General features: G+C 70.9%; 18 protein-coding genes. 9 read left to right on the top strand and 9 right to left on the bottom strand.

The features are described from left to right. The 5 genes from ACL02O_RS00850 to ACL02O_RS00830 all read right to left on the bottom strand — a co-directional run. The coding region (locus ACL02O_RS00850; RefSeq protein WP_412815973.1) for a hypothetical protein at positions 1 to 223 on the bottom strand (223 nt) is incomplete at its 3' end. Between the two features lie 156 nt (positions 224 to 379). Then, positions 380 to 2,488 (bottom strand): hypothetical protein, encoded by a 2,109-nt coding sequence (locus tag ACL02O_RS00845; protein ID WP_412815972.1) that lies wholly within the window; start codon positions 2,486 to 2,488, stop codon positions 380 to 382. A 170-nt stretch (positions 2,489 to 2,658) separates the two neighbouring features. Then, complete coding sequence (locus tag ACL02O_RS00840) at positions 2,659 to 4,779, bottom strand: choice-of-anchor D domain-containing protein (RefSeq protein ID WP_412815971.1); 2,121 nt, start codon at positions 4,777 to 4,779, stop codon at positions 2,659 to 2,661. 92 nt (positions 4,780 to 4,871) lie between these two features. Beyond that, positions 4,872 to 6,998, bottom strand: coding sequence for a choice-of-anchor D domain-containing protein (locus tag ACL02O_RS00835; protein ID WP_412815970.1), 2,127 nt, complete (start codon positions 6,996 to 6,998; stop codon positions 4,872 to 4,874). Between the two features lie 309 nt (positions 6,999 to 7,307). Then, the gene (locus ACL02O_RS00830; protein ID WP_412815969.1) at positions 7,308 to 8,678 is read right to left on the bottom strand and encodes a hypothetical protein; all 1,371 of its coding nucleotides are present in this window, start codon (positions 8,676 to 8,678) and stop codon (positions 7,308 to 7,310) included. A 216-nt stretch (positions 8,679 to 8,894) separates the two neighbouring features. Between ACL02O_RS00830 and ACL02O_RS00825 the strand changes: the two genes are divergently transcribed. From ACL02O_RS00825 to ACL02O_RS00805, 5 genes are all read left to right on the top strand, one after another. Further along, positions 8,895 to 9,308: a DUF485 domain-containing protein gene (locus ACL02O_RS00825; protein WP_412815988.1), complete on the top strand. Its 414-nt coding sequence runs from the start codon at positions 8,895 to 8,897 to the stop codon at positions 9,306 to 9,308. A 2-nt stretch (positions 9,309 to 9,310) separates the two neighbouring features. Continuing rightward, on the top strand, positions 9,311 to 10,957 hold the full coding sequence (locus ACL02O_RS00820; RefSeq protein WP_412815968.1) for a sodium/solute symporter: 1,647 nt from the start codon (positions 9,311 to 9,313) through the stop codon (positions 10,955 to 10,957). A 127-nt stretch (positions 10,958 to 11,084) separates the two neighbouring features. Then, positions 11,085 to 11,849 carry an ABC transporter ATP-binding protein gene (locus ACL02O_RS00815; protein WP_412815967.1) on the top strand — a complete coding sequence of 255 codons (765 nt, stop codon included), beginning with the start codon at positions 11,085 to 11,087 and terminating at the stop codon, positions 11,847 to 11,849. After that, positions 11,834 to 13,528 (top strand): ABC transporter permease, encoded by a 1,695-nt coding sequence (locus ACL02O_RS00810; protein WP_412815966.1) that lies wholly within the window; start codon positions 11,834 to 11,836, stop codon positions 13,526 to 13,528. Before ACL02O_RS00815 ends, ACL02O_RS00810 begins: the two co-directional genes overlap by 16 nt. Then, on the top strand, positions 13,528 to 14,022 hold the full coding sequence (locus tag ACL02O_RS00805; RefSeq protein WP_412815965.1) for an SRPBCC family protein: 495 nt from the start codon (positions 13,528 to 13,530) through the stop codon (positions 14,020 to 14,022). Before ACL02O_RS00810 ends, ACL02O_RS00805 begins: the two co-directional genes overlap by 1 nt. An 87-nt stretch (positions 14,023 to 14,109) precedes the next feature. Here the strand turns inward: ACL02O_RS00805 and ACL02O_RS00800 are convergent, their stop codons facing one another. The 4 genes from ACL02O_RS00800 to ACL02O_RS00785 are packed head-to-tail and all read right to left on the bottom strand — an operon-like array spanning position 14,110 to position 15,727. Continuing rightward, a complete protein-coding gene (locus ACL02O_RS00800; RefSeq protein WP_412815964.1) occupies positions 14,110 to 14,382 on the bottom strand; it encodes a hypothetical protein in 273 nt (90 codons plus the stop codon). Positions 14,383 to 14,435: 53 nt separating this feature from the next. Next, positions 14,436 to 14,738 carry a hypothetical protein gene (locus ACL02O_RS00795; protein ID WP_412815963.1) on the bottom strand — a complete coding sequence of 101 codons (303 nt, stop codon included), beginning with the start codon at positions 14,736 to 14,738 and terminating at the stop codon, positions 14,436 to 14,438. A 9-nt stretch (positions 14,739 to 14,747) separates the two neighbouring features. Next, entirely contained in the window at positions 14,748 to 14,945 is a 198-nt protein-coding gene (locus ACL02O_RS00790) for a DUF397 domain-containing protein (protein WP_412815962.1), read from the bottom strand. Then, a complete protein-coding gene (locus ACL02O_RS00785; protein ID WP_412815961.1) occupies positions 14,942 to 15,727 on the bottom strand; it encodes a helix-turn-helix domain-containing protein in 786 nt (261 codons plus the stop codon). The genes ACL02O_RS00790 and ACL02O_RS00785 overlap by 4 nt, the downstream gene beginning before the upstream one ends. 194 nt (positions 15,728 to 15,921) lie before the next feature. Between ACL02O_RS00785 and ACL02O_RS00780 the strand changes: the two genes are divergently transcribed. From ACL02O_RS00780 to ACL02O_RS00765, 4 genes are all read left to right on the top strand, one after another. Continuing rightward, positions 15,922 to 16,140, top strand: coding sequence for a hypothetical protein (locus ACL02O_RS00780; RefSeq protein WP_412815960.1), 219 nt, complete (start codon positions 15,922 to 15,924; stop codon positions 16,138 to 16,140). Between the two features lie 166 nt (positions 16,141 to 16,306). Beyond that, entirely contained in the window at positions 16,307 to 17,062 is a 756-nt protein-coding gene (locus ACL02O_RS00775; RefSeq protein WP_412815987.1) for a flavin reductase family protein, read from the top strand. Positions 17,063 to 17,243: 181 nt separating this feature from the next. After that, on the top strand, positions 17,244 to 17,612 hold the full coding sequence (locus tag ACL02O_RS00770; RefSeq protein WP_412815959.1) for a DUF485 domain-containing protein: 369 nt from the start codon (positions 17,244 to 17,246) through the stop codon (positions 17,610 to 17,612). After that, positions 17,590 to 19,260 carry a solute symporter family protein gene (locus ACL02O_RS00765; protein ID WP_412815958.1) on the top strand — a complete coding sequence of 557 codons (1,671 nt, stop codon included), beginning with the start codon at positions 17,590 to 17,592 and terminating at the stop codon, positions 19,258 to 19,260. The genes ACL02O_RS00770 and ACL02O_RS00765 overlap by 23 nt, the downstream gene beginning before the upstream one ends. The last annotated feature ends 47 nt before the right edge of the window (positions 19,261 to 19,307 follow it).

Below are 19,307 nucleotides of genomic sequence, written 5' to 3'. Positions count from 1 at the left end.
CGCCCATGCTCACGCCGCCGCTGGCCCATGCGTGCCCGGTCACCGTGGAGTTGGTGCCGTCATAGACGCCGGACTGCTTGACGGGCTTGCCGTAGGCGTCGCCCACGTCGACGGTGAGAACCGTGTACGGCGCGCTGGGTGCGGCGAGCGCCACCCCCGGCAACACGGCCGTCGCACAGGCCCCGGCGACGAGCGCGCCGAGAATGGTGCGGATTTTCCGCATGGATACCCCGTGGAAAGGAAGAAGAGGGATTGGCCGGCCCAGACTAGGAGGGTCGATCAATGGCTGCAACCCCGTACCGCGGCCGAGGAACGCCCGAAGGGGCGCGCGGATGTGCCCGCACGCCCCCTCGTTGACGGTGTTCCGCCAGCCGCGGACCTATCCCGCCATGCCGGCCGCGGCGACCTGCGGGCGCGACGACCCGGTCAGCGTCGTCTGGCTGGCGGTACCGGGGTAGCGGTAGAGATAGCCGATATGGTCGGCCACCAACTGCGTCTGCCCGGACAGGTTGTGCACATGGAAGGCGTCGCCTGAGCCGAGGAGGGCCAGCACGCCGTTCGAGACGATCTGCCCGGCAGCCGGGTTGAGGTTGCTGGCCAACGGCTTGGCCGCGCCGTCGCCCGCCGGCCAGACGGTGAGCACCGTGTTCTTCTCCGGGGCCACCGCGGTCATGTTCAGCACCGCCACCTCGTCTTCCGGCTGGATGTAGTCGCGGTCGGAGAGCACGACCGTGTCGGTCTCCCCGGCGCTGAGCGCGTTCGCGAGGCCCTGCCCGATCCGGCTGTCCACGATCCGCCGCGGTGGCATCGGGCGCAGCCGCAGGCCGTCGGCGACGGTGCCGTCGTCGATCACGCCGACCAGATCGACCACGACGTGCGAGGTGGCCGAGGTGAAGATCCGGTAGCGCGGCGCGCCGAACTCGCGACCGCAGCCGGACAGGCAGGGGACCGTCTGCACGTACGCCAGGTTCGGCACGATCTTGCCCGCGCCGTAGTTGACCGTCGAGGCGACCGGCTTCGTCCCCTCACCGGACCAGGCGGTGAAGAAACCCGCCCGCTCCGGGCTGACCGCGATGATGTTCAGGACCAGCGCCTGGACGTGCGAGTTGAAGTCGCCGAAGGCGTCGGCCTTGAAGTCGACCCAGCCGTCGATCGCGGTGCCCGCCGCCACCGGCCCCTTGCCGATGGTCCGGGTGTCGAGGATCCGGTACGGCTCGAACGCCTGGTACTGGCCGAGGTTGGTGAAGCCGGCCGGGGTGTCGAGGCCGCTGGCGTAGAAGCCGACCACGTCGACCACGACGTCGGTGTAGCCGTTGCGGTTGTAGATCGACACCTTGCCGTCGGCACCCAGCAGAGCCGTGATGTTGTTCGAGCCGAGCCAGCCCTTGGCAAAGTTGATCGACGATGCGGTGGGCAGCGGCGCATCCGACGGATAGACGGTGAGGAAGCTGTCGCTCGTCGGCCCGGTCACGGTCAGGTTCAGCACCGCCGCGTTCACGTCGGAGGCCGGCACCCCGCCGCGCCCGGTGACCTGGAGGTTGACCGTCTGCCGCGGGCCGAGCTTGGCCTTGGGCGCACCCAGCCCTGAGCGGGTGTCCATCAGCCGTGCGGGAGACACCGGGAAGTACGCGCCCTTGGCGCCGTCGACGACGTTCGCCTTCACGGGAATGACCAGCTCACCGGCCGTGGTGTTGGCCGGCAGATGGATGGCGGCGGTCTTCCGACCGGCTTGCGGGCTGGCCGCGCTGACGATCAGGTAACACAGGTCGCCTGCCGCGACGGTCCGGTTCGAGCAGGTGTCCTGGTCGATCTGGTAGTCCGCGCTGTCGGTCCCGGCCAGGTTCCCTGCCCCGAAGGTGACCGGGAGGCTGCCCTTGGCCCGGACGACCAACTGGCTCTTCCGGCGGGTGCCGAGGTTGTACGTGCCGAGGTCGAGGGTGGAGGGGCTGGGCAGCGCGGCGACGTAGTCGACCGGGGAGTTCCAGCGGATCTCACCGGTGAGGGCGGCCGGGTCGCCGTCGCAGTGGTACGCGTAGCTCGCCGCGAAGGCGGTCACCACCTCGGTGGCCGGGTCGCGGACCACCTCCCGCACGGTGAGGGAGCCGGTCGCGGTGGTGCAGGAGAGCGTGCGCTCGTCGTTGAGGGAGAGTCGGGCCCGGACGCTGTCCTCCGACTTGGCGGTCTCGTACGTCTGCCCGGCCGTCCATCGCTGCCCCAAGGGCGGCCAGGCGTCGAGCCGGGCGAACGTCGTGTCGGTCACCTTCGCGGTGATCCGGAAGTCGTCGGCGGCGTCGGCCGCCGCGTCCATCGTGGCGTTGCTCGGGTCGTACACCCCCGACTTCTGAATCGGTCTGGTGCCGTGCTCGCCGAGGTCGATGGTGAGGGCCGTGTACGGCGCGGTGGGCGCGGCGAGCGCCACCCCCGGCAGCACGGTCAACGAACAGGACGCGGCAACGAGCGCGCCGAGGACGGCGCGGATTTTCCGCATGGACACCCCGTGAGAGAAGGAATGGATTCGTTGGCACAGATTAGGAGTGCCAAATGGACGGCGGCAACCCCGTACCGCAGCCGGCCTGGGGCGCAGAACACGGCGGCTGGGAACATGAGGGAAGGGGCGCGCCGGCACAGCGGGCGCGCCCCTTCGTCGAAGGTGTTCCGTCAGCCGCGGACGTACTCCGTCGAGCCGGTCCCGGCGACCTGCGGGCGCGACGACCCGGTCAGCGTCGCCGCGCCGGCGGTGACCGGGTAGACGTAGAAGGTCCCCACCAGGTCCACGACGAGCCCCGTGTAACCAGTCAGGTTGTGTACGTGGAACGCGTCCTTCGGGCCGATGATGCCGAGCACGCCGTTGGAGACGATCTGCCCGGCGGCCGGGTTGAGGTTGCTCGCAGACGGCTTGGGCAGGCCCACGTCCGCCGGCCAGACGGTGAGCACCGTGTCCTTCTGCGGGGTCACCGCGGTCACGTTCATGGCCAGCGCCTGGGTCTGCTCGTCCACCAACCACGACGGCACCGTGACCTCGTCGGTCTCGCCCGGGCCCAGTTCGCCGAGGCCCTGCCAGATCCGGCTGTCGGCGATCCGGGTCGGGCTCGACGGGCGGAACCGGAGGCCGTCGGCGACCGTACCGTCGTCGATCACGCCGACCAGGTCGACCACGAGGTGGGAGGTGGCCAAGGTGAAGATTTTGTAACGCGGTGCGCCGGTCGCCCCGCCGCAGCCGCCGGACGGGCATGGGACGGTCTGCACATAAGCCAGGTTCGGCACCACCTTGCCGGCCCCGTAGTTCACCGTGGATGCGAGGGGCTTGCTGCCCTCGCCCGACCACGCGGTGAAGAAGCCCGCCTTCTCCGGCTTGACGGCGGTGATGTTCAGCACCAGGGCCTTCACGTGCGCGTTGAAGTCACCGAACTCGGCGGCCTTGAAATCGATCCAGCCGGTGACGGCGGTGCCGGCCGGCAGCGGGCCACGGGTGCCGAGCCGGGTGTCGAGGATTCGGTACGGCTCGAACGGCTGGTACTGGCCGCCCTTGCCCAGGTCCCCCGGGACGGCCCCGTCGGAGTAGAAGCCGACCACGTCGACCACCACGTCGGTGTAGCCGTTGCGGTTGTAGATCGCCACCCGGCCGTAGGCGTCGACCTTGACCGTGACGTTGTTGGACCCCAACCAGCCCGCCGCGAAGTTGATCGACGACGCGGTGGGCGGCGTGCCGCCGGTCGACGGGTACACGGTCAGGAAGCTGGCCTGGGTGGGACCGGTGACCGTCACGTTCAGCACGGCCGCGGCCACCCCGCTCAGGGGCAGGCCGCCCCGCCCGGTCACCTGGAGCTGGACCGTCTCCTTCGGGCCGATCTTTCCCTTCCGTGCACCCAGTCCGTCGCGGGTATCCATCAGCCGGGCCGGGGCGACGGAGTAGTAGGTGCCCTTGCTGCCGTCGATGGCGAACGTTCTCAGCGGGACCGCGCGCCGGCCCGCCGTGCTGTTGTCGGGCAGGTAGAGCACGGCCGTCTTCAACCCGGCCGTGGTCGGCCTGGCCCATACGGTGAGTCCGCAGGTGGAGCCCGGCGGGAGCGTGCGCCCGGAGCAGATGTCCTCGGTGGTGATTTCGAACGCCTCGGGGTTCGGGCCACCGAGGATGGCGGTGCCGAAGGTGACCGGTTCGCTGCCCAGCGAGCGGATCGACACCCACTTTTTCGGGCTGTCACCGATGTACACACCGGAGAAGTCGACGGTGGTGGGGTCGGGCAGCGCGGCGACGTAGCCGACCGTGGAGTTCCACCGGATCTCGCCGGTGAGGGCCGCCGGGTCGCCGTCGCAGTGGTACTCGTAGCTGGCGGCGAGCCCGGTCATCGACTGGGTCGCCGGGTCGCGGACGACCTCGTGGACGGTGAGTGAGCCGGTGCCGGTCATGCAGAACGACGTGCGCTCGTCGTTCAGGTCGAGCCGGGCCCGCGCACTGCTGGAGCCCTTCGCCGTCTCGTACGTCTGCCCTTCCGTCCAGGTCTGCCCGGTCGGCGGCGCGGCGTCGAGCCGGACGTAGGCGCTCACCCCGTACACCGCGGTGATCCGGAACGTGTCGTTGGCTGTCGCCGCCGCGTCGATCGTGGCGTTGGTGGGGTCGTAGACCCCCGACGAGGCGACCGGCTTGGTCCGGTGCTCGCCCAGGTCGACGGTGAGGACCGTGTACGGCGCGGTGGGCGCGGCGAGCGCCACCCCCGGCAGCCCGGCCAGCAGACATGCCCCGGCGACGGTCGCGCCGAGGAGGGTGCGGATTCTGCGCATGGAAACCCCGTGGGAAGAAGGAATGGGACAGGGAAGGGCGGACGACGGATGCGGGGGTCCAGCACCTGCCGGGACGCCCGCATCCGCCGGAATCAGCCGCGGCGGGTGACTCGGTGGGTCGAGTCGACCACCTCGGGGCGCTCGGTTGGGCGCGCCCTGGTAAGCGTCGCTCCGGTCGTCGCCGCGCTGGCGGTGCCCGGATAGAGCCAGAAGGTGCCCACGACGTCGGCCACCAGGTCGGTGCTGCCCGAAAGGTTGTGCACGTTGAACGCGTCCTGCGGACCGATGACCCCCATCACCGCGTTGGACACGATCTGCCCGGCGGCCGGGTTGAGGTTGCTGGTCGACGGTTTGTTGATCCCGTAGTCGGCCGGCCACACGGTGATCACCGTGTTGTTGGTCGGCGACACCGCGGTCACGTTCATCGCGAGCACCTCGGTCGCGTCGGTGACCAGGTTCGCCGGGGCGGTGACCTTACGCTCCGAGCCCGGGCCGAGCGCGCCGGAGATGCCCTGGTTGATCCGGCTGTCCACGATCCGGGTCGGGGTCAGCGGCTTGAACCGCAGCCCGTCGGCGACCACGCCGTCGTCCATGACGCCGACCAGGTCGATGACGATGTTCGAGGTCTGCGACGTGTAGATCGCGAACCACGGCACGTAGTAGCCCTTGCTGCTGTTCCACTCCTGACGGACCTTGACCACCGCCAGGTTCGGCACCACCTTCCCGGCGCCGTAGTTCACCGTCGAGGAGGTGGGCACGTTACCCAGGCCGTCCCAGGCCGTCAGGAAGCCGGCCTTCTTCGGCGAGACGGCGGTGATGTTGACGACCACCGCCTGCACGTGCGGGCTGAAGTCCCGGCCGAAGTCGACCGGGCCGTCCGTGTAGTACCCGGCCGGCACCGCGCCACCGTCGGTACGGCTGTCCCACAGTCGCGTCGGCACGGCCCACTGGTACTGGCTGCCCCAACCTCGGCTGGAGATCGAGTTGTTTCCCGCGTAGAAGCCGACCACGTCCACCACCACGTCGGTGTAGCCGTTGCGGTTGTAGATCGACACCTTGCCGCCCGAGCCCAGCTTGACGGTCACGTTGTTGGAGCCGAGCCAGTACTTCGGAAAGTTGATGGACGACGCGTTCGGCCGGCTCTCCCCGGCCGGGTAGACGGTGAGGAAGCTACTGGCGGTGGGACCGGTGACGGTCACGTTCAGCACCACCGAGCTGACCCCGCTGCTGGGCACCCCGCCCCGACCGGCGACCTGGAGGTCGACCTTCCTGCCGGGACCGATCTTGGCCTTCGGCGCGCCGAGGCCGGACCGGGTGTCCATCAGGCGGGCCGGAGAGACCGGGTAGTACATGCCGGTCACGCCGCGGAACGCCTCCACGGAAAGCTGCACCCGCCGGGTGCCGGTGGAGCTGTCGTCGGCGAGCAGCAGGCTGCCGATCTGCACGCCCTCCTTGACCGGACGGGTCATCACCGAGACGGTGCAGGTCTCCCCCGGGGCGAGCGTGCGGCCGGTGCAGTTCGAGCCGGTGACGCGGAACGAGTCGGGGGTCGGGCCGGCTATGCTCGCGGCCCCGAAGGTGATCGGCGCGCTGCCGACCGAGGTGAAGGTGACTGTCTTGGCCGGGCTGTCGACCGCCAGCTCCTGGTAGCCGAAGGAGACCGGGTTGGGCGCGCCGTGCGCGACCACGTAGTCCACCGACGAGTCCCAGCGCAGCTCGCCGCTGACCACACCGCTCTTGTTGGCGATGTTCGGGCAGCTGTACTCGTATGAGGCGGCGAACTTCTCGACCAGGTCGGTCTCCGGGTTGCGGCCGACCTCCCGCACGGTGATCGAGCCGGTGATGTTTCCGCAGCCCCGGCCGTCGGAGGCGAGGCTGAGGCCGGCGGTGGTGTCGTCGCCCAGGTCGGTGGCGCGGTACGTCTGCCCCTCGATCCACTTCTGCCCGGTGGGCGGCACGGCCCGAAGGTTGACGTAGGAGCTCCCCTGGTACGCGTACACGGTGACCCGGTCGAGGGCGTCCGGCGTGAGGGAGAGGGTGGAGTTGCCGGTGTCGTAGACGCCGGACTTGTCGATCGGGTAGCCGCCGGTCTGGTCGCCCACGTCGACCGTGAGGACCTTGAACGGCGCGGTGGGCGCGGCGAGCGCGACGCCCGGCAGCCCCGCCAACACACATGCCCCGGCGACGGTTACGCCGAGGAGCGTGCGGAATTTGCGCATGAACACCCCGTGAGAAAAAGAAGAAGGGGAATGGGTGAGCCCACAGTAGAAGCCATGATCAATGAAGGCAACTACGTTCGGAGTTCCCGAAGAAGGGACATGAACGGCGAATCTGGAACTCGCTGGAAACGTCTCGGCGGCGAGCCGAGCTCACTTGTTGTCCACAGCGATCAGGTCGCCGTCCACCGGGTTATCCACAGGGGTGACGGGTTCTCCACAGGTTGTCCACACCGCCTGGCGTCGATCAGCCGGAAAAACGAGGGTGCCCCGACCGGTCGGTCGGGGCACCCGTCGTGCCGATGCTGCGGGTCAGCGGTGCGTGGAACCGGTGACCTCCGGCGCGCTCCGGTCCGGCTGGGCGGCGAGGCCCGCCGCGACCGGGGCCGGGTAGTAGAACGTGCCGACCACGTCGGCCACCACATTGGTGGAGCCGCTGTGGTTGTACACGTTGAACTGGTTGTTCGGGCCGATGACGCCGAGCACGGCGTTCGACACGATCTGGTTCGCGTACGGGTTCAGGTTGCTCGTCCCCGGCTTGGGGAGGCCGTCGAAGTCGGCCGGCCAGACGATGAGGACGGTGTTGTTCGTCGGCTTCACCGCGGTCACGTTCATGACCAGCGTGTCGGTGTCCGGGGTGAGGATCTCCGACGGCGCGGTCACCTTGGCGGTCGCGCCGGGGCCGACCGCACCGACGATGCCCTGGTTGATCCGGCTGTCCACGATCCGCGTCGGGCTCATCGGCGAGAAGCGCATGCCCCACTCCGAGTAGCCGTCGTCCACGTCGCCGACCAGGTCGACCACGATGTGCGCGGAGGCGTGCGTGTAGATCTTGAACTTGGGGGCACCCGGCGTGCACCACTGGTACGGCTCAGTGCCGGTGCACGGGGTGGTCTCCACGAAGGCCAGGTTCGGCACGTTGACGTTCGCGCCGTAGTTAACGGTCGAGGAGACCGGCCGGCTGGTGGCGCCCGACCAGGCGGTCAGGTAGCCGGCGGCGGTCGGGCTGACCGCAGTCAGGTTGAAGACCAGGGTCTTGATGTGCGGGTTGTACTCCGGGCCGAAGTCGAGCGAGTACTCGAGGATGTCCTTCGCCGCCGGCTTGCCTTCCGGGTCCGTACGGGTGTCGAAGACCCGCGAGGGGGGGAACCACTCGTACTGACCGCCGTTGCGGTCGACCATCGAGTTGTCCAGGGCGTAGAAGCCGACGACGTCGACCACCACGTCCGTGTACCCGTTGCGGTTGTAGATCGAGACCTGGCCACCGGCGCCGATCTTGACGGTGACATTGTTGGAGCCGAGCCAGCCCTTGGCGAAGTTGACCGACGAGGCGTCCGGCCGGGCCTCGCCCGCCGGGTAGGCGGTGACGAAGCTGTCACTGGTCGGGCCGGTGATGGTCACGTTCAGCACGACGGCGCCGACGCCACTGGTCGGCACGCCGCCTCGGCCGGTGACCTGAAGGTCCACCTTGCTCTGCGGGCCGATCTTCGCCTTCGGCGCGCCCAGGCCCTCGCGGGTGTCCATGAGGCGGGCCGGAGCGAGCGTGTAGTACGCACCCGTGGTGTCGGCGAGACCTGCCGTCTGCTCCGCCGTGGCGGGAGCCGCGGCCGCCAGGCCCGGCATCGCGGTCAGTGCACATGCTCCGGCGAGGGTGGCGCCGAGGAGAGTGCGGAATTTGCGCATAGAAACCCCGTGGAAGAAGAGGGACAGGGAATTGCCGCCCCAGAGTAGGGGCCCGTGTCGAGCCCGGCAAGGTGATACACGCATCGACCACCGACCCTGAGTTCCGGGCAACTTAATGGCGTCGTAATGTTCACCGCCGCGACAACGCTGGCGGTGGGCGGCAGTCCCCACCCGCATGCAGCACCTTGACAACAGCGCTGAGCAGGCGAGACTGCGCTGGTGACCGCCGACGATCCGGTGCCCGCGCCGCGCGCCCCGCAGCCGCCGCCCCGAGCGCGGATCGTGCTGGCCGAGGTGTCCCGCCGGGACGACCGCGCCGACCGCACCCGGGCCGAACTGACCCAGCAGACCCGGGTCGGCGAGACTCTGGTGCGCGGCCTGGTCCGTGCCCAGCTGACCCTGGCGCTGCGGCTCTCCCTCGTGGTCCTGATCGGCCTGGGCGGCCTGCCCTGGCTCTTCGCGATCGCACCCAGCCTCGGCCGGGTCACCGTGCTCGGGGTGAACCTGCCGTGGTTGCTGCTCGGGGTGGTCGCCTTCCCGTTCCTGATCACGGTGGGCTGGGCGTACGTGCGGTTGGCGGAACGCAACGAGCAGGACTTCACCGACCTGGTCCAGCGGCCGGAGCGCTGAGGATGGGCAACGCGTACGTCGTCCCGGCGATCGTGATGGTCACCCTGGTCACCGTCGGGATCGGCTTCTACGGGCAGCGGCTGGCCCGGACCACCTCCGATTTCCTGGTCGCCTCCCGGGCGGTCAGCCCGACCTGGAACGCCGCCGCGATAGGCGGGGAGTACCTGTCGGCGGCGAGCTTCCTGGGCGTGGCCGGGCTGATCCTCAAGTACGGCGTCGACGTGCTCTGGTACCCGGTCGGCTTCGCCGCCGGCTACCTGGCGCTGCTGCTCTTCGTGGCCGCGCCGCTGCGCCGGTCCGGGGCGTTCACCCTGCCGGACTTCTGCGAGGTGCGGCTCGGCTCGCGGCGGCTGCGCAAGCTGGCCACCGTCTTCGTGATCTTCATCGGCTGGCTCTACCTGGTGCCGCAGCTCCAGGGCGCGGGCCTGACCCTGGCCACGGTGGCCGGCTCGCCGTACCCGGTGGGCGCGCTGCTGGTCGCGGTGGTGGTGACCGGGAACGTGGCGCTGGGCGGAATGCGGGCGATCACCTTCGTCCAGGCGTTCCAGTACTGGCTGAAGCTGACCGCGCTCGCCGTACCGGCGATCTTCCTGGCGTTGCAGTGGCAGGCCGACGCCCGCCCGGCGGTGACCCCGCCCGACGGGCCGGCGTTCCGGACCGCGGTCACCGTCGTCGTCGAGCACGAGGCGAGGCTCACCTTTCCCGACGGCGACGTCCGGACGGTACAGCCCGGCGACCGGCTCGCCTTCGCGGCCGGCGACCCGGTCCCGGAGGTCTCCGGCACGGCCACCGACCCGGCGGAGTGGCTGCTGCCGGACACCGCCGGGGACGACGACCGGGGGCTGTTCGGTACCTACTCGCTGATCCTGGCCACCTTCCTCGGCACCATGGGCCTGCCGCACGTACTCGTGCGCTTCTACACCAATCCGGACGGTGCCGCCGCCCGGCGCACCACCCTGGTGGTGCTGGCCCTGGTCGGCGCCTTCTACCTGCTACCCACCATCTACGGCGTGCTGGGTCGGATCTACACGCCGCAACTGCTGGTCACCGGGCAGACCGACGCGGTGGTGGTGCTGCTGCCCGGGGCGGCGCTCGGCCACGGCACGGCGGCGCGGCTGCTCGCCGCGCTGGTCGCGGCCGGGGCCTTCGCGGCGTTTCTCTCCACCTCGTCCGGGCTGCTCACCAGCGTCGCCGGGGTGATCTCCACCGACGTGCTCAACCGCGGCTCGGTACGCGGCTTCCGGCTGGCCACGGTGATCGCCGGCGGGGTGCCGGCCGTGCTCGCGCTGAACGTCTCCGGGCTGGACGTCTCCCAGGTGGTGGGGCTCGCCTTCGCGGTGGCCGCGTCGAGCTTCTGCCCGCTGCTGGTGCTGGGCATCTGGTGGCGAGGGCTGACCGACCTGGGCGCCGAGGCCGGGGTGCTGGTCGGCGGCGGAGCCGCCATCGGCGCGGTGCTGCTCACGGTGCTCGGGCCGCCGCTGGACGGCTGGCCGGCCACGCTGACCACCCAGCCGGCGGCGTGGACCGTGCCGCTGGCGTTCACCGTGATGGTGGCGGTGTCGATGGCCACCCGACGCCGGCTGCCCACGGACGTCGGGGTGACCATGCTGCGCCTGCACGCCCCGGAGACGCTGCGGCTGTCTAGGTGACCGGACGGCCGTCCCGGAGCAGGTCGCGGGACTCCGGCGGGAACGGGTGGCGGTACGACCGGGAGCGGACCCGAGGATCATCCGTCAGCCGGACAGCGCACTGGCGGAACCGGACTACGTTCGGGTCATGACGGTTGAGCACCCGGCACTGTCCCTCCGTGGTCTGGCCAAGCGCTTCGACACCAAGGTGGCGGTCGCCGGCGTCGACCTGGATGTGCCCACCGGCTCGTTCTACGGGTTGCTCGGTCCGAACGGGGCCGGCAAGACCACCACCCTCTCCATGGCCGTCGGCCTGCTGCGCCCCGACGCCGGCCAGGCCCGGGTGCTCGGGTACGACGTGTGGACCGACCCGGTCCGGGCCAAGGGCCTGCTCGGGGTGCTGCCCGACGGGGTCCGGCTCTTCGACCGGCTCAGCGGCGCCGAACTGTTGGCGTACCACGGGCTGCTGCGCGGCATGGACCCGGCGGTGGTCGACCGGCGGGCCGCGGAGCTGCTGGACGTGCTGGCGCTCACCGACGCCGGACGCACCCTGGTGGTCGACTACTCGGCGGGCATGAAGAAGAAGATCGGGCTGGCCTGCGCGCTGCTGCACGGTCCCCGGCTGCTGGTGCTGGACGAGCCGTTCGAGGCGGTCGACCCGGTCTCGGCGGCGCTGATCCGGGACATCCTGCACCGGTACGTGGTCGGCGGCGGCACGGTGGTCTTCTCCAGCCACGTGATGGAGGTGGTCGAGCGGCTCTGCTCGCACGTGGCGATCCTGGCGCAGGGCCGGATCACCCGGGTCGGCGCGCTCGACCAGGTCCGCGGCGACCGCTCCCTGGAGGAGGTCTTCGTCGAGGTGGTCGGCGGCCGGACCGCGACGGGTGAGGAGCTGTCGTGGCTGTCCCGGTGACCGCGCCCGACCGGCCGGCGCGGCGGGTCTCCGCCCGGCACTTCGTCCGGCTCAAGCTGCGGGTGCTGGGCAACAACTTCCGCGGCCAGGGCTGGCGGATCGCGCTCTTCGTGCTGGGGGTGCTGTTCGGGCTCTGGGTCGCCACCGGCGCCTTCTTCGCCCTCGCCGCCCCCGGCCTGGCCGGCGAGCCCCGCTTCGCGCTGCTGACCGCCGCCTTCGGTGGTGGGCTGCTGGTGCTCGGCTGGCTGCTGCTGCCGTTGGTGTTCTTCGGGGTGGACGAGACCCTGGACCCGGCCCGGTTCGCGCTGCTTCCGCTGCCCCGGCGCACCCTGGTCCTCGGCCTGTTCGCCGCCGCGCTGGTCAGCGTTCCACTGCTGGCGACGCTGGCCGCGGTGGCCGGGCTGGTGGTCACCGCCGGGGCACTGGGCGGGTGGCCGGCCGGTCTGGTCGCGGTCGTCGGGATCACCGGCGGGCTGCTGCTCTGCGTGGCCGCCGCCCGTGCGGTGACCAGCGCGTTCGCCACCATGTTGCGGTCCCGCCGGGTGCGCGACCTGGCCGCCGTCCTGCTCGCGGTGCTCGCCGCGCTGCTCGGGCCGTTGCAGATCGCCGTGCTCGCGGCGGTCCGCCGCGCCGACTGGGACCAGCTGACCGGCGTGGCCCGGGTGGTCGGCTGGACCCCGTTCGGGGCGCCGTGGACCGCCGGGGTCGAGGTCGCCGAAGGCCGCGCCTGGGTGGCCGTGGTCAAGCTGCTGATCACCGGGGCGGCCATCGGGGCGCTGCTGCTCTGGTGGTCGCGGACGCTGGAGTCGGCGATGGTCGGCGCGGCCAGCGCCGGCCCGGCCCGGCAGCGGCGCGGACCGGCGGGTGGCGCGGTCGCCCAGCTCTTTCCTCGGGCGGTCGGTTGGACCCGGCGGGACCGGTTCGGCGCGCTGGTCGCCCGGGAGTGCCGCTACTGGTGGCGGGACGCCCGGCGGCGGGCAAACCTGATCACCATCGCGGTGGTGGGCGTCTTCGTGCCGGTGATGGTCAATCTGGGTGGCTCCCGGCTGGCCGTCGACGGCGGGGAGGCGTTCGGCGAGGCCACCGCCAACTCCTCGCCGGTGCTGGTCAGCCTCTCCATGCTCTTCGTCGGGTTGCTCGCCTCGGTCACCCTGGCCAACCAGTTCGGCTTCGACGGCAGCGCGTACGCGGCGAACGTGGTGGCGGGCGTGCCGGGGCGGCTGGAGCTGCGGGCCCGGATGACCGCCTTCTCGCTCTACGTGGTGCCGATGCTCGTCGCGGTCGCGGTCATCCTGGCCGCCCTGCTCGGTCGGCCCGGCTGGCTCGGGGTGATGGCCGGCGGGCTGGCCGCCGCCTACGGCTGCGGGCTGGCGATCAACTCCTTCGTCGCGGTGCTCGGCGGGTACGCGCTGCCGGAGACGAGCAACCCGTTCGCGATGAACAGCGGCGCGGGGGCGGCGAAGGGCCTGCTCACCGTGCTCTCCATGGTCGCCTCGGCGGTGGCCGCGGCACCGGTGGTGGTGGCCGCGGCGCTGCTCGGCGAGGTCTGGCTCTGGCTGGCCCTGCCGGTCGGCCTGGCGTATGGGGTGGGCGCGGCGCTGCTCGGCTCGTACCTGGCCGGCGACGTGCTGGACCGACGCCAGCCGGAGCTCCTGTCCGCCGTCACCCCGAGACGCTGATGCCCGTCGTCGAGGCCGTGGTCACCGTTCCGGTCCCCCCGGAGTTGGCCTTCGCCGTGTCCCAGACCGTGGCGCCGGTCCGCTACCGCTGGGATCCCTTCGTCCGGGAGCAGCACTTCGAGGGCGGCGCCGCCCGGCCCGGGAAGGGCGTCCGCACCTTCACCCGGTCCCGGCACGGCCTGACCATGGTCAGCGAGTACGTCTCCTACGCGCCCCCGACCAACGTGGGCATGAAGATGGTGCGCGGGCCGTGGTTCTTCGAGATGTTCGGCGGCGGCTGGCGGTTCGCCCCGGGTCCCGAGCCCGGGACGACCGTCGCCACCTGGCGGTACAACTTCCGGTGCCGGCCGGCGCTGCTGCGTCCGGTCGCGGAGCGGCTCGGTGTCTGGTTGCTCGGCCGGGACATCCGCCGCCGGATCGCCGGCTACGCGGCCGGCTGCGCCGACCCGGAGGTGCTGGCCGCCGCCCGCCGCACGCTCAACCCCGACGCGTGACGCCGCAGGCCCGGCCCGACTCTCGCCCGGCTGATTGGTCATCAAGGTGGCGGCAAAGGGGAGCTACGAGAGCCGCCAACTTCATGGTCAACGGGGTGTCGGCCCGACGGTCCGGCGCATGGCCGCGTAGAGAGTCTCCCCTGCGCCGCCCGTGGTGAAGTTGACCATCTCCCAGCCATAGTTCGAGAGGTGCTCGACGGCCGCCATGAGCACCGTAAGAGCGCTGCCGGACCAGGCGTTCCGGACCACTACGAGCAGGTGCTTGTACGGGTAGGCGCGGAAGTCCGCCTGCCCGGCCAGCACGGCCTTGGCGTCGATGAACCGGTTCTGGACGAGTTTGCGCGGCGATCCGAACGACATGCCCGGCAGGGTAGAAGGCCACCGCACGCCCGCCGGCTTCAGCATCGCGACAGTCAGTCGGCGTGGGCGTAGGCGTCGACCAGGGTCGCCGCGCGCAGCGCCAGGTCGCGGTCCGGCAGCCCGGTCACGCGTACGGAGACGATGTCGCTGCCGTCCGCCTCGGCGAGCCAGACGGTGACCCGGTCCCCGAGCGGGTAGTCGTACCAGCGGGCCGCGTCCTCGTCGTCGGTGCCGGCCAGGCCGAGGGCGATCGTCTCCCAGTCGGTCTGGTCGAACGCGTAGCCGAGGTAGCGGCTGAGCAGATCGAGGAACGGCCGGACGCGGCGGGCGAGGATCCAGCCGGAGACGGTCTCCACCGGCAGCCGTCAACCCACCCGGCCAGCCGGCACGGACATCAGGAAGCCCCGCCAGGCGTCGGGGGTGAAGGTCAGCGTCGGGCCGGACCGGTCCTTGCTGTCCCGGACCAGCACCACCCCGGGCAGGTTGCCCGCCACCTCGACACAGTTGCCGCCGGAGTCGGTCGATCGGGACGAAGTGCGCCAGCGCGGTTCGGCAATGGTCATGGCGTCACCTTCAGCTTGCGGATGAAATCCACGGAGGCGCTGGTGGACAGCGCTTCGCCGAGGAGGCTATCCCACTTCCGCTCGATCAGACCGATTGTCTCCGGGTCGTCGACGACGTGTCCTCGCACGGCATTTTCCAGGTAGAGCATCCGATCGGCGTCGGCCAGTTCGGCCAGCACGGAGCCGCCGCCGAGCCCCGCGTGCTCGCCGACGGCCAGCGGGATGACGTGCAGTCGCACGGCTGGCAGCTCGGCGACCTCCAGCAGCCGCCCGAGCTGGGCGTCGAGCACCGCCGGTCCGCCCACCGGCCGACGCACGGCGGTTTCGTCCAGGAGAAAGACGCAGTGCGGTGGCTGATGCCGGTACAGCAACTGTTGGCGCTCCAGGCGAACGGCCACCAGCTCGTCCACGGTCGCCGGTGGGTGCAGGCCGCCGGTGGAGATGACCGCTCTCGCATACTCCTCGGTCTGGAGCAGGCCCGGCACCAGGCACGCCTCAAAGGCACGAAGCCGGATCGCCTGCGGTTCGTAACCACGCCAAGGCACGAACCACGACGGTCCGCGCTGTCGGTCGGTCGCCTTGAGCAGCTCGGCGAGGAGGCCGCCGGTGCCGAGGGCCTGGTCGGCGGCGACGGCGAACTCCATGGTGGGACGCCGTCGGCCGGTCTCGATCGCGGCGACCGTGGACGGGCTCCACTTGATCGTGGCCGCCAGCCCTTCCTGGGAGACCTCCGCACCCGCCCGAGCGGCCTTGAGCGCCCGGATCCACATGTCGATGTTCATCCTTACCTCTCCGGTAAGTACGTGACCGCGCTCCGTAGTAAGCCCTGGCATCCTCCCCTGTCCGCGTGCCCGAGTCCAGGGTGGAGGCACGCGGCCCGGCCGGTGGAGGCGACGACCCGGCGGCCGGTCCTGCGACGGGTCGCCCCGGCCATTCCCCCGGCCGGGGCGACCCCCGAGCCCTGGGGAGGCAGGCGATGTTCGGGTTCATCCGCCGCAGGAACGCGGCGCTGTGGTCGTACAGCAGGAAGAAGCCGGCGGCGGCAATCGCCGCAACGACGCCGGAGCGAGCGGCGGAGCGGCCCGATGCGGCACCTGCGTGGGCGACCGAGCCCACGGTCGCCTTGCCGCGGCCGGGCCGGGCCGGGTGGCTGACCCCGGCGCAGGCCTGGCGGGCGAACGGCGGTCGCTGGTGAAGCCGACCCGGGCGGGTTGCAGCGTAGAGGCAATGACTCCCGCGAGCGTGATGCCGCTGAGGCATATTCATGCCTCAGCGGCATATCGCTCACTCGGAGGTTGGCCCCTCGCCGTCTCCCCGCCCGGACGGGACGGTGGGTCACGGTGAGCCGTGCTCATCTGCCCATGCGACCGGCGTGGCGGTGCCGGGCGTGCGGGGCGCGCTGGCCGTGCCAGCCGGCCCGGCTCGCCCTGCTGACCGAGTACCGGCACGACCGAACGGCGCTGCTGGTGTACCTGGGCGGGCTGATGGCGGAGGCGAACGAGCAGCTCGGCCGGCTCGGCGGACAGGCACACGCCAGTGGCCTGCACCTCCGCTTCCTCGGGTGGGCGCGGGGGCGAGACGGCACAATGTTTCACGTGCATCAGGAGCCGGGCGCCGAGATCCATCACACCGACCCGTTCGCGGTGCCGACCGGGCAGCGCTCGCCGGTGCGCCGGCTGCGCGGTCGGCTGGCCGCCCCGGTCACGCTCTGGACCGCGCCCGGGCCGGCCGGGCTGACTGTCTCGTCCACCCTGATCGCAGAGGGGGAGCCGGACCGGCTGCTCGGGCTGATCGACGCCGAGTCGGACCTGTGGGCGGCGATCGAGGAGTCGGGACGGTTCGCGGTCGCCCCGCTCGGCCCGCCGCACCGGCAGCTCGCCGACCGCTTCGCCGGCCTCTTCCCGTCTCCCGGGGGCCTCTTCGCGACCGGCTCCTGGACCGAGACCCCGTACGGGCCGATCCCGGCGGACGTCGGCGGGTGGGCCGCCTGCCGGCTCGACACCGCCCGGGAGTACGGCTGGGGCCTGTTGGTGGAGGCCACCATCGAGTCGGTCGACCTGACCGAGGAGACCGACCCGCTGCTGCACTACCGCGGCCGTTACCGCGAGTTGAGCTGACCGACCCCGCCGGTGTCGATCAAGCGACAACCGGTGACCGGAGTGATCTAGGTCACTCGGCGCAGGGGGTCGACCGTTCGGCGCAGCGGGTCGCCGGGATCGATCTGCACCTTTCCGTGCTGGGAGCGCGCTCTCTACCGTGCGCGAAAATCCCCACGCCTGCGAAGGTGGTGATCCACAGATGTCCACGGACACACCAGCATCCGCGCCGGCCGAGTCCGCGGCGGAGCGTTACCTCGCCGTACAGCGGTCGGACGAGTTCGCCGGGTTGCGACGCACGCTGCGCGGCTTCATCTTCCCGATGACCGTCGCGTTCTTCCTGTGGTACGCGCTCTACGTCATCCTCTCCGCGTACGCGCGGGGCTTCATGGGCACGAAGCTCTTCGGCAACGTCAATGTCGCCCTGGTCTTCGGCCTGCTCCAGTTCGTCTCGACGTTCGTCATCGCCTGGCTCTACGCCCGGTTCGCCGACCGGAAGATCGACCCGGTCGCCGACCGGATCCGCACCGAGATCGGGGAGGTGACCCATGACCACGGTCCTCGCGGCTGACTCCGGCACGACCGCACGCAACCTGACCATCACGCTCTTCCTGATCTTCGTGGCGATCACCCTGGCCATCACGTTCTGGGCCAGCCGGCAGACGAAGACCGCCACCGACTTCTACGCCGGCGGTCGCTCCTTCTCCGGCTTCCAGAACGGCATGGCGATCGGCGGCGACTACATGTCGGCCGCGTCCTTCCTGGGCATCGCCGGCATCATCGCCCTCTACGGGTACGACGGGTTCCTCTACTCGATCGGATTCCTGGTCGCCTGGCTGGTGGCGCTGCTGCTCGTCGCCGAGCTGCTGCGCAACTCCGGCCGGTACACGATGGCCGACGTGCTGGCGTTCCGGATGCGCCAGCGCCCCGTCCGGACGGCGGCGGCGGTCTCCACCATCACCGTCTCGGTCTTCTACCTGCTGGCCCAGATGGTCGGCGCGGGCGCGCTGGTCGCCCTGCTGCTCGGCATCAAGCCGGGCACCACCTTCCTCGGCATGGACGCGGACACCGCCAAGGTGGCCACGATCATCATGGTCGGCGCCCTGATGATCATCTACGTCACCGTGGGTGGCATGAAGGGCACCACGTACGTCCAGATCGTCAAGGCGTTCCTGCTGATGACCGGCGCGGTCGTGATGACGCTGCTGGTGCTGGCGCACTACAGGTTCAACCTGTCCTCGCTGCTGGGCGACGCGGCGAGCGCCTCGGGCAAGGGGAGCAACTTCCTGGAACCCGGCCTCCGGTACGGCAAGGAGGTCGCCGGCGACGCGACGCAGACCTTCTACAACAAGATGGACCTGCTCTCGCTCGGCATGGCGTTGGTGCTCGGCACCGCCGGCCTGCCGCACATCCTGATCCGCTTCTACACCGTGCCGACCGCCAAGGCGGCTCGGAAGAGCGTGCTCTGGGCGATCGGCATCATCGGCACCTTCTACCTGCTCACCCTGGCCCTCGGCTTCGGTGCGGCGGCGCTGGTCGGCGGCGAGGCGATCACCGCGCAGGACAAGGCCGGCAACACCGCCGCGCCGCAGCTCGCCCAGGCGCTCGGCCAGGACTTCTTCGGCGGCGACCTGGGCGGCGCGACGCTGCTGGCGGTCATCGCGGCGGTCGCCTTCGCCACCATCCTGGCCGTGGTCGCCGGGCTGACCCTGGCCTCGTCGTCCAGCCTGGCGCACGACTTCTACGCCAACGTGATCAAGAACGGGCAGGCATCCGAGCGGCAGGAGGTGACGGTGGCCCGGATCTCCGCGCTGGTCATCGGCGCCATCTCCATCCTGCTGTCGATCTTCGCGCAGAGCCTGAACGTGGCGTTCCTCGTCGCACTGGCCTTCGCGGTCGCCGCCTCGGGCAACCTGCCGGCAATCCTCTACAGCCTGTTCTGGAGGCGATTCAACACCTCCGGCGCGGTCTGGGCGATCTACGGCGGTCTGATCGCGGCCGTGGTCCTGGTCTTCTTCTCCCCGGTGGTCTCCGGGGCGCCGACGGCCATGTTCCCGGACCACGACTGGCACTGGTTCCCGCTGTCCAACCCGGGCCTCATCTCCATCCCGGTCGGCTTCCTCTGCGGCTGGATCGGCACCCTGGTCTCCAAGGAGCACGACGAGGAGAAGTACGCGGAGCTGGAGGTGCGTTCGCTCACCGGCGCGGGCGCGCACTGACGTACCACGCGAAGGGGCGGGTCGGAGCCGACGAGGGCTCCCACCCG

The organism is Micromonospora mangrovicola, assembly GCF_047200535.1.
Lineage (GTDB): Bacteria > Actinomycetota > Actinomycetes > Mycobacteriales > Micromonosporaceae > Micromonospora.
Note: the sequence above shows the minus strand (reverse complement) of the source record. Positions and strands in the feature narration are given on the sequence as shown.

Coding starts and splice junctions, on each gene's coding strand:
- ACL02O_RS00845 (WP_412815972.1), bottom strand. CDS start 2,488: ATGCGGAAAATCCGCGCCGTCCTCGGCGCGCTCGTTGCCGCGTCCTGT.
- ACL02O_RS00840 (WP_412815971.1), bottom strand. CDS start 4,779: ATGCGCAGAATCCGCACCCTCCTCGGCGCGACCGTCGCCGGGGCATGT.
- ACL02O_RS00835 (WP_412815970.1), bottom strand. CDS start 6,998: ATGCGCAAATTCCGCACGCTCCTCGGCGTAACCGTCGCCGGGGCATGT.
- ACL02O_RS00830 (WP_412815969.1), bottom strand. CDS start 8,678: ATGCGCAAATTCCGCACTCTCCTCGGCGCCACCCTCGCCGGAGCATGT.
- ACL02O_RS00820 (WP_412815968.1), top strand. CDS start 9,311: ATGGGCAACGCGTACGTCGTCCCGGCGATCGTGATGGTCACCCTGGTC.
- ACL02O_RS00815 (WP_412815967.1), top strand. CDS start 11,085: ATGACGGTTGAGCACCCGGCACTGTCCCTCCGTGGTCTGGCCAAGCGC.
- ACL02O_RS00805 (WP_412815965.1), top strand. CDS start 13,528: ATGCCCGTCGTCGAGGCCGTGGTCACCGTTCCGGTCCCCCCGGAGTTG.
- ACL02O_RS00800 (WP_412815964.1), bottom strand. CDS start 14,382: ATGTCGTTCGGATCGCCGCGCAAACTCGTCCAGAACCGGTTCATCGAC.
- ACL02O_RS00790 (WP_412815962.1), bottom strand. CDS start 14,945: ATGACCATTGCCGAACCGCGCTGGCGCACTTCGTCCCGATCGACCGAC.
- ACL02O_RS00785 (WP_412815961.1), bottom strand. CDS start 15,727: ATGAACATCGACATGTGGATCCGGGCGCTCAAGGCCGCTCGGGCGGGT.
- ACL02O_RS00780 (WP_412815960.1), top strand. CDS start 15,922: ATGTTCGGGTTCATCCGCCGCAGGAACGCGGCGCTGTGGTCGTACAGC.
- ACL02O_RS00775 (WP_412815987.1), top strand. CDS start 16,307: ATGCGACCGGCGTGGCGGTGCCGGGCGTGCGGGGCGCGCTGGCCGTGC.
- ACL02O_RS00770 (WP_412815959.1), top strand. CDS start 17,244: ATGTCCACGGACACACCAGCATCCGCGCCGGCCGAGTCCGCGGCGGAG.
- ACL02O_RS00765 (WP_412815958.1), top strand. CDS start 17,590: ATGACCACGGTCCTCGCGGCTGACTCCGGCACGACCGCACGCAACCTG.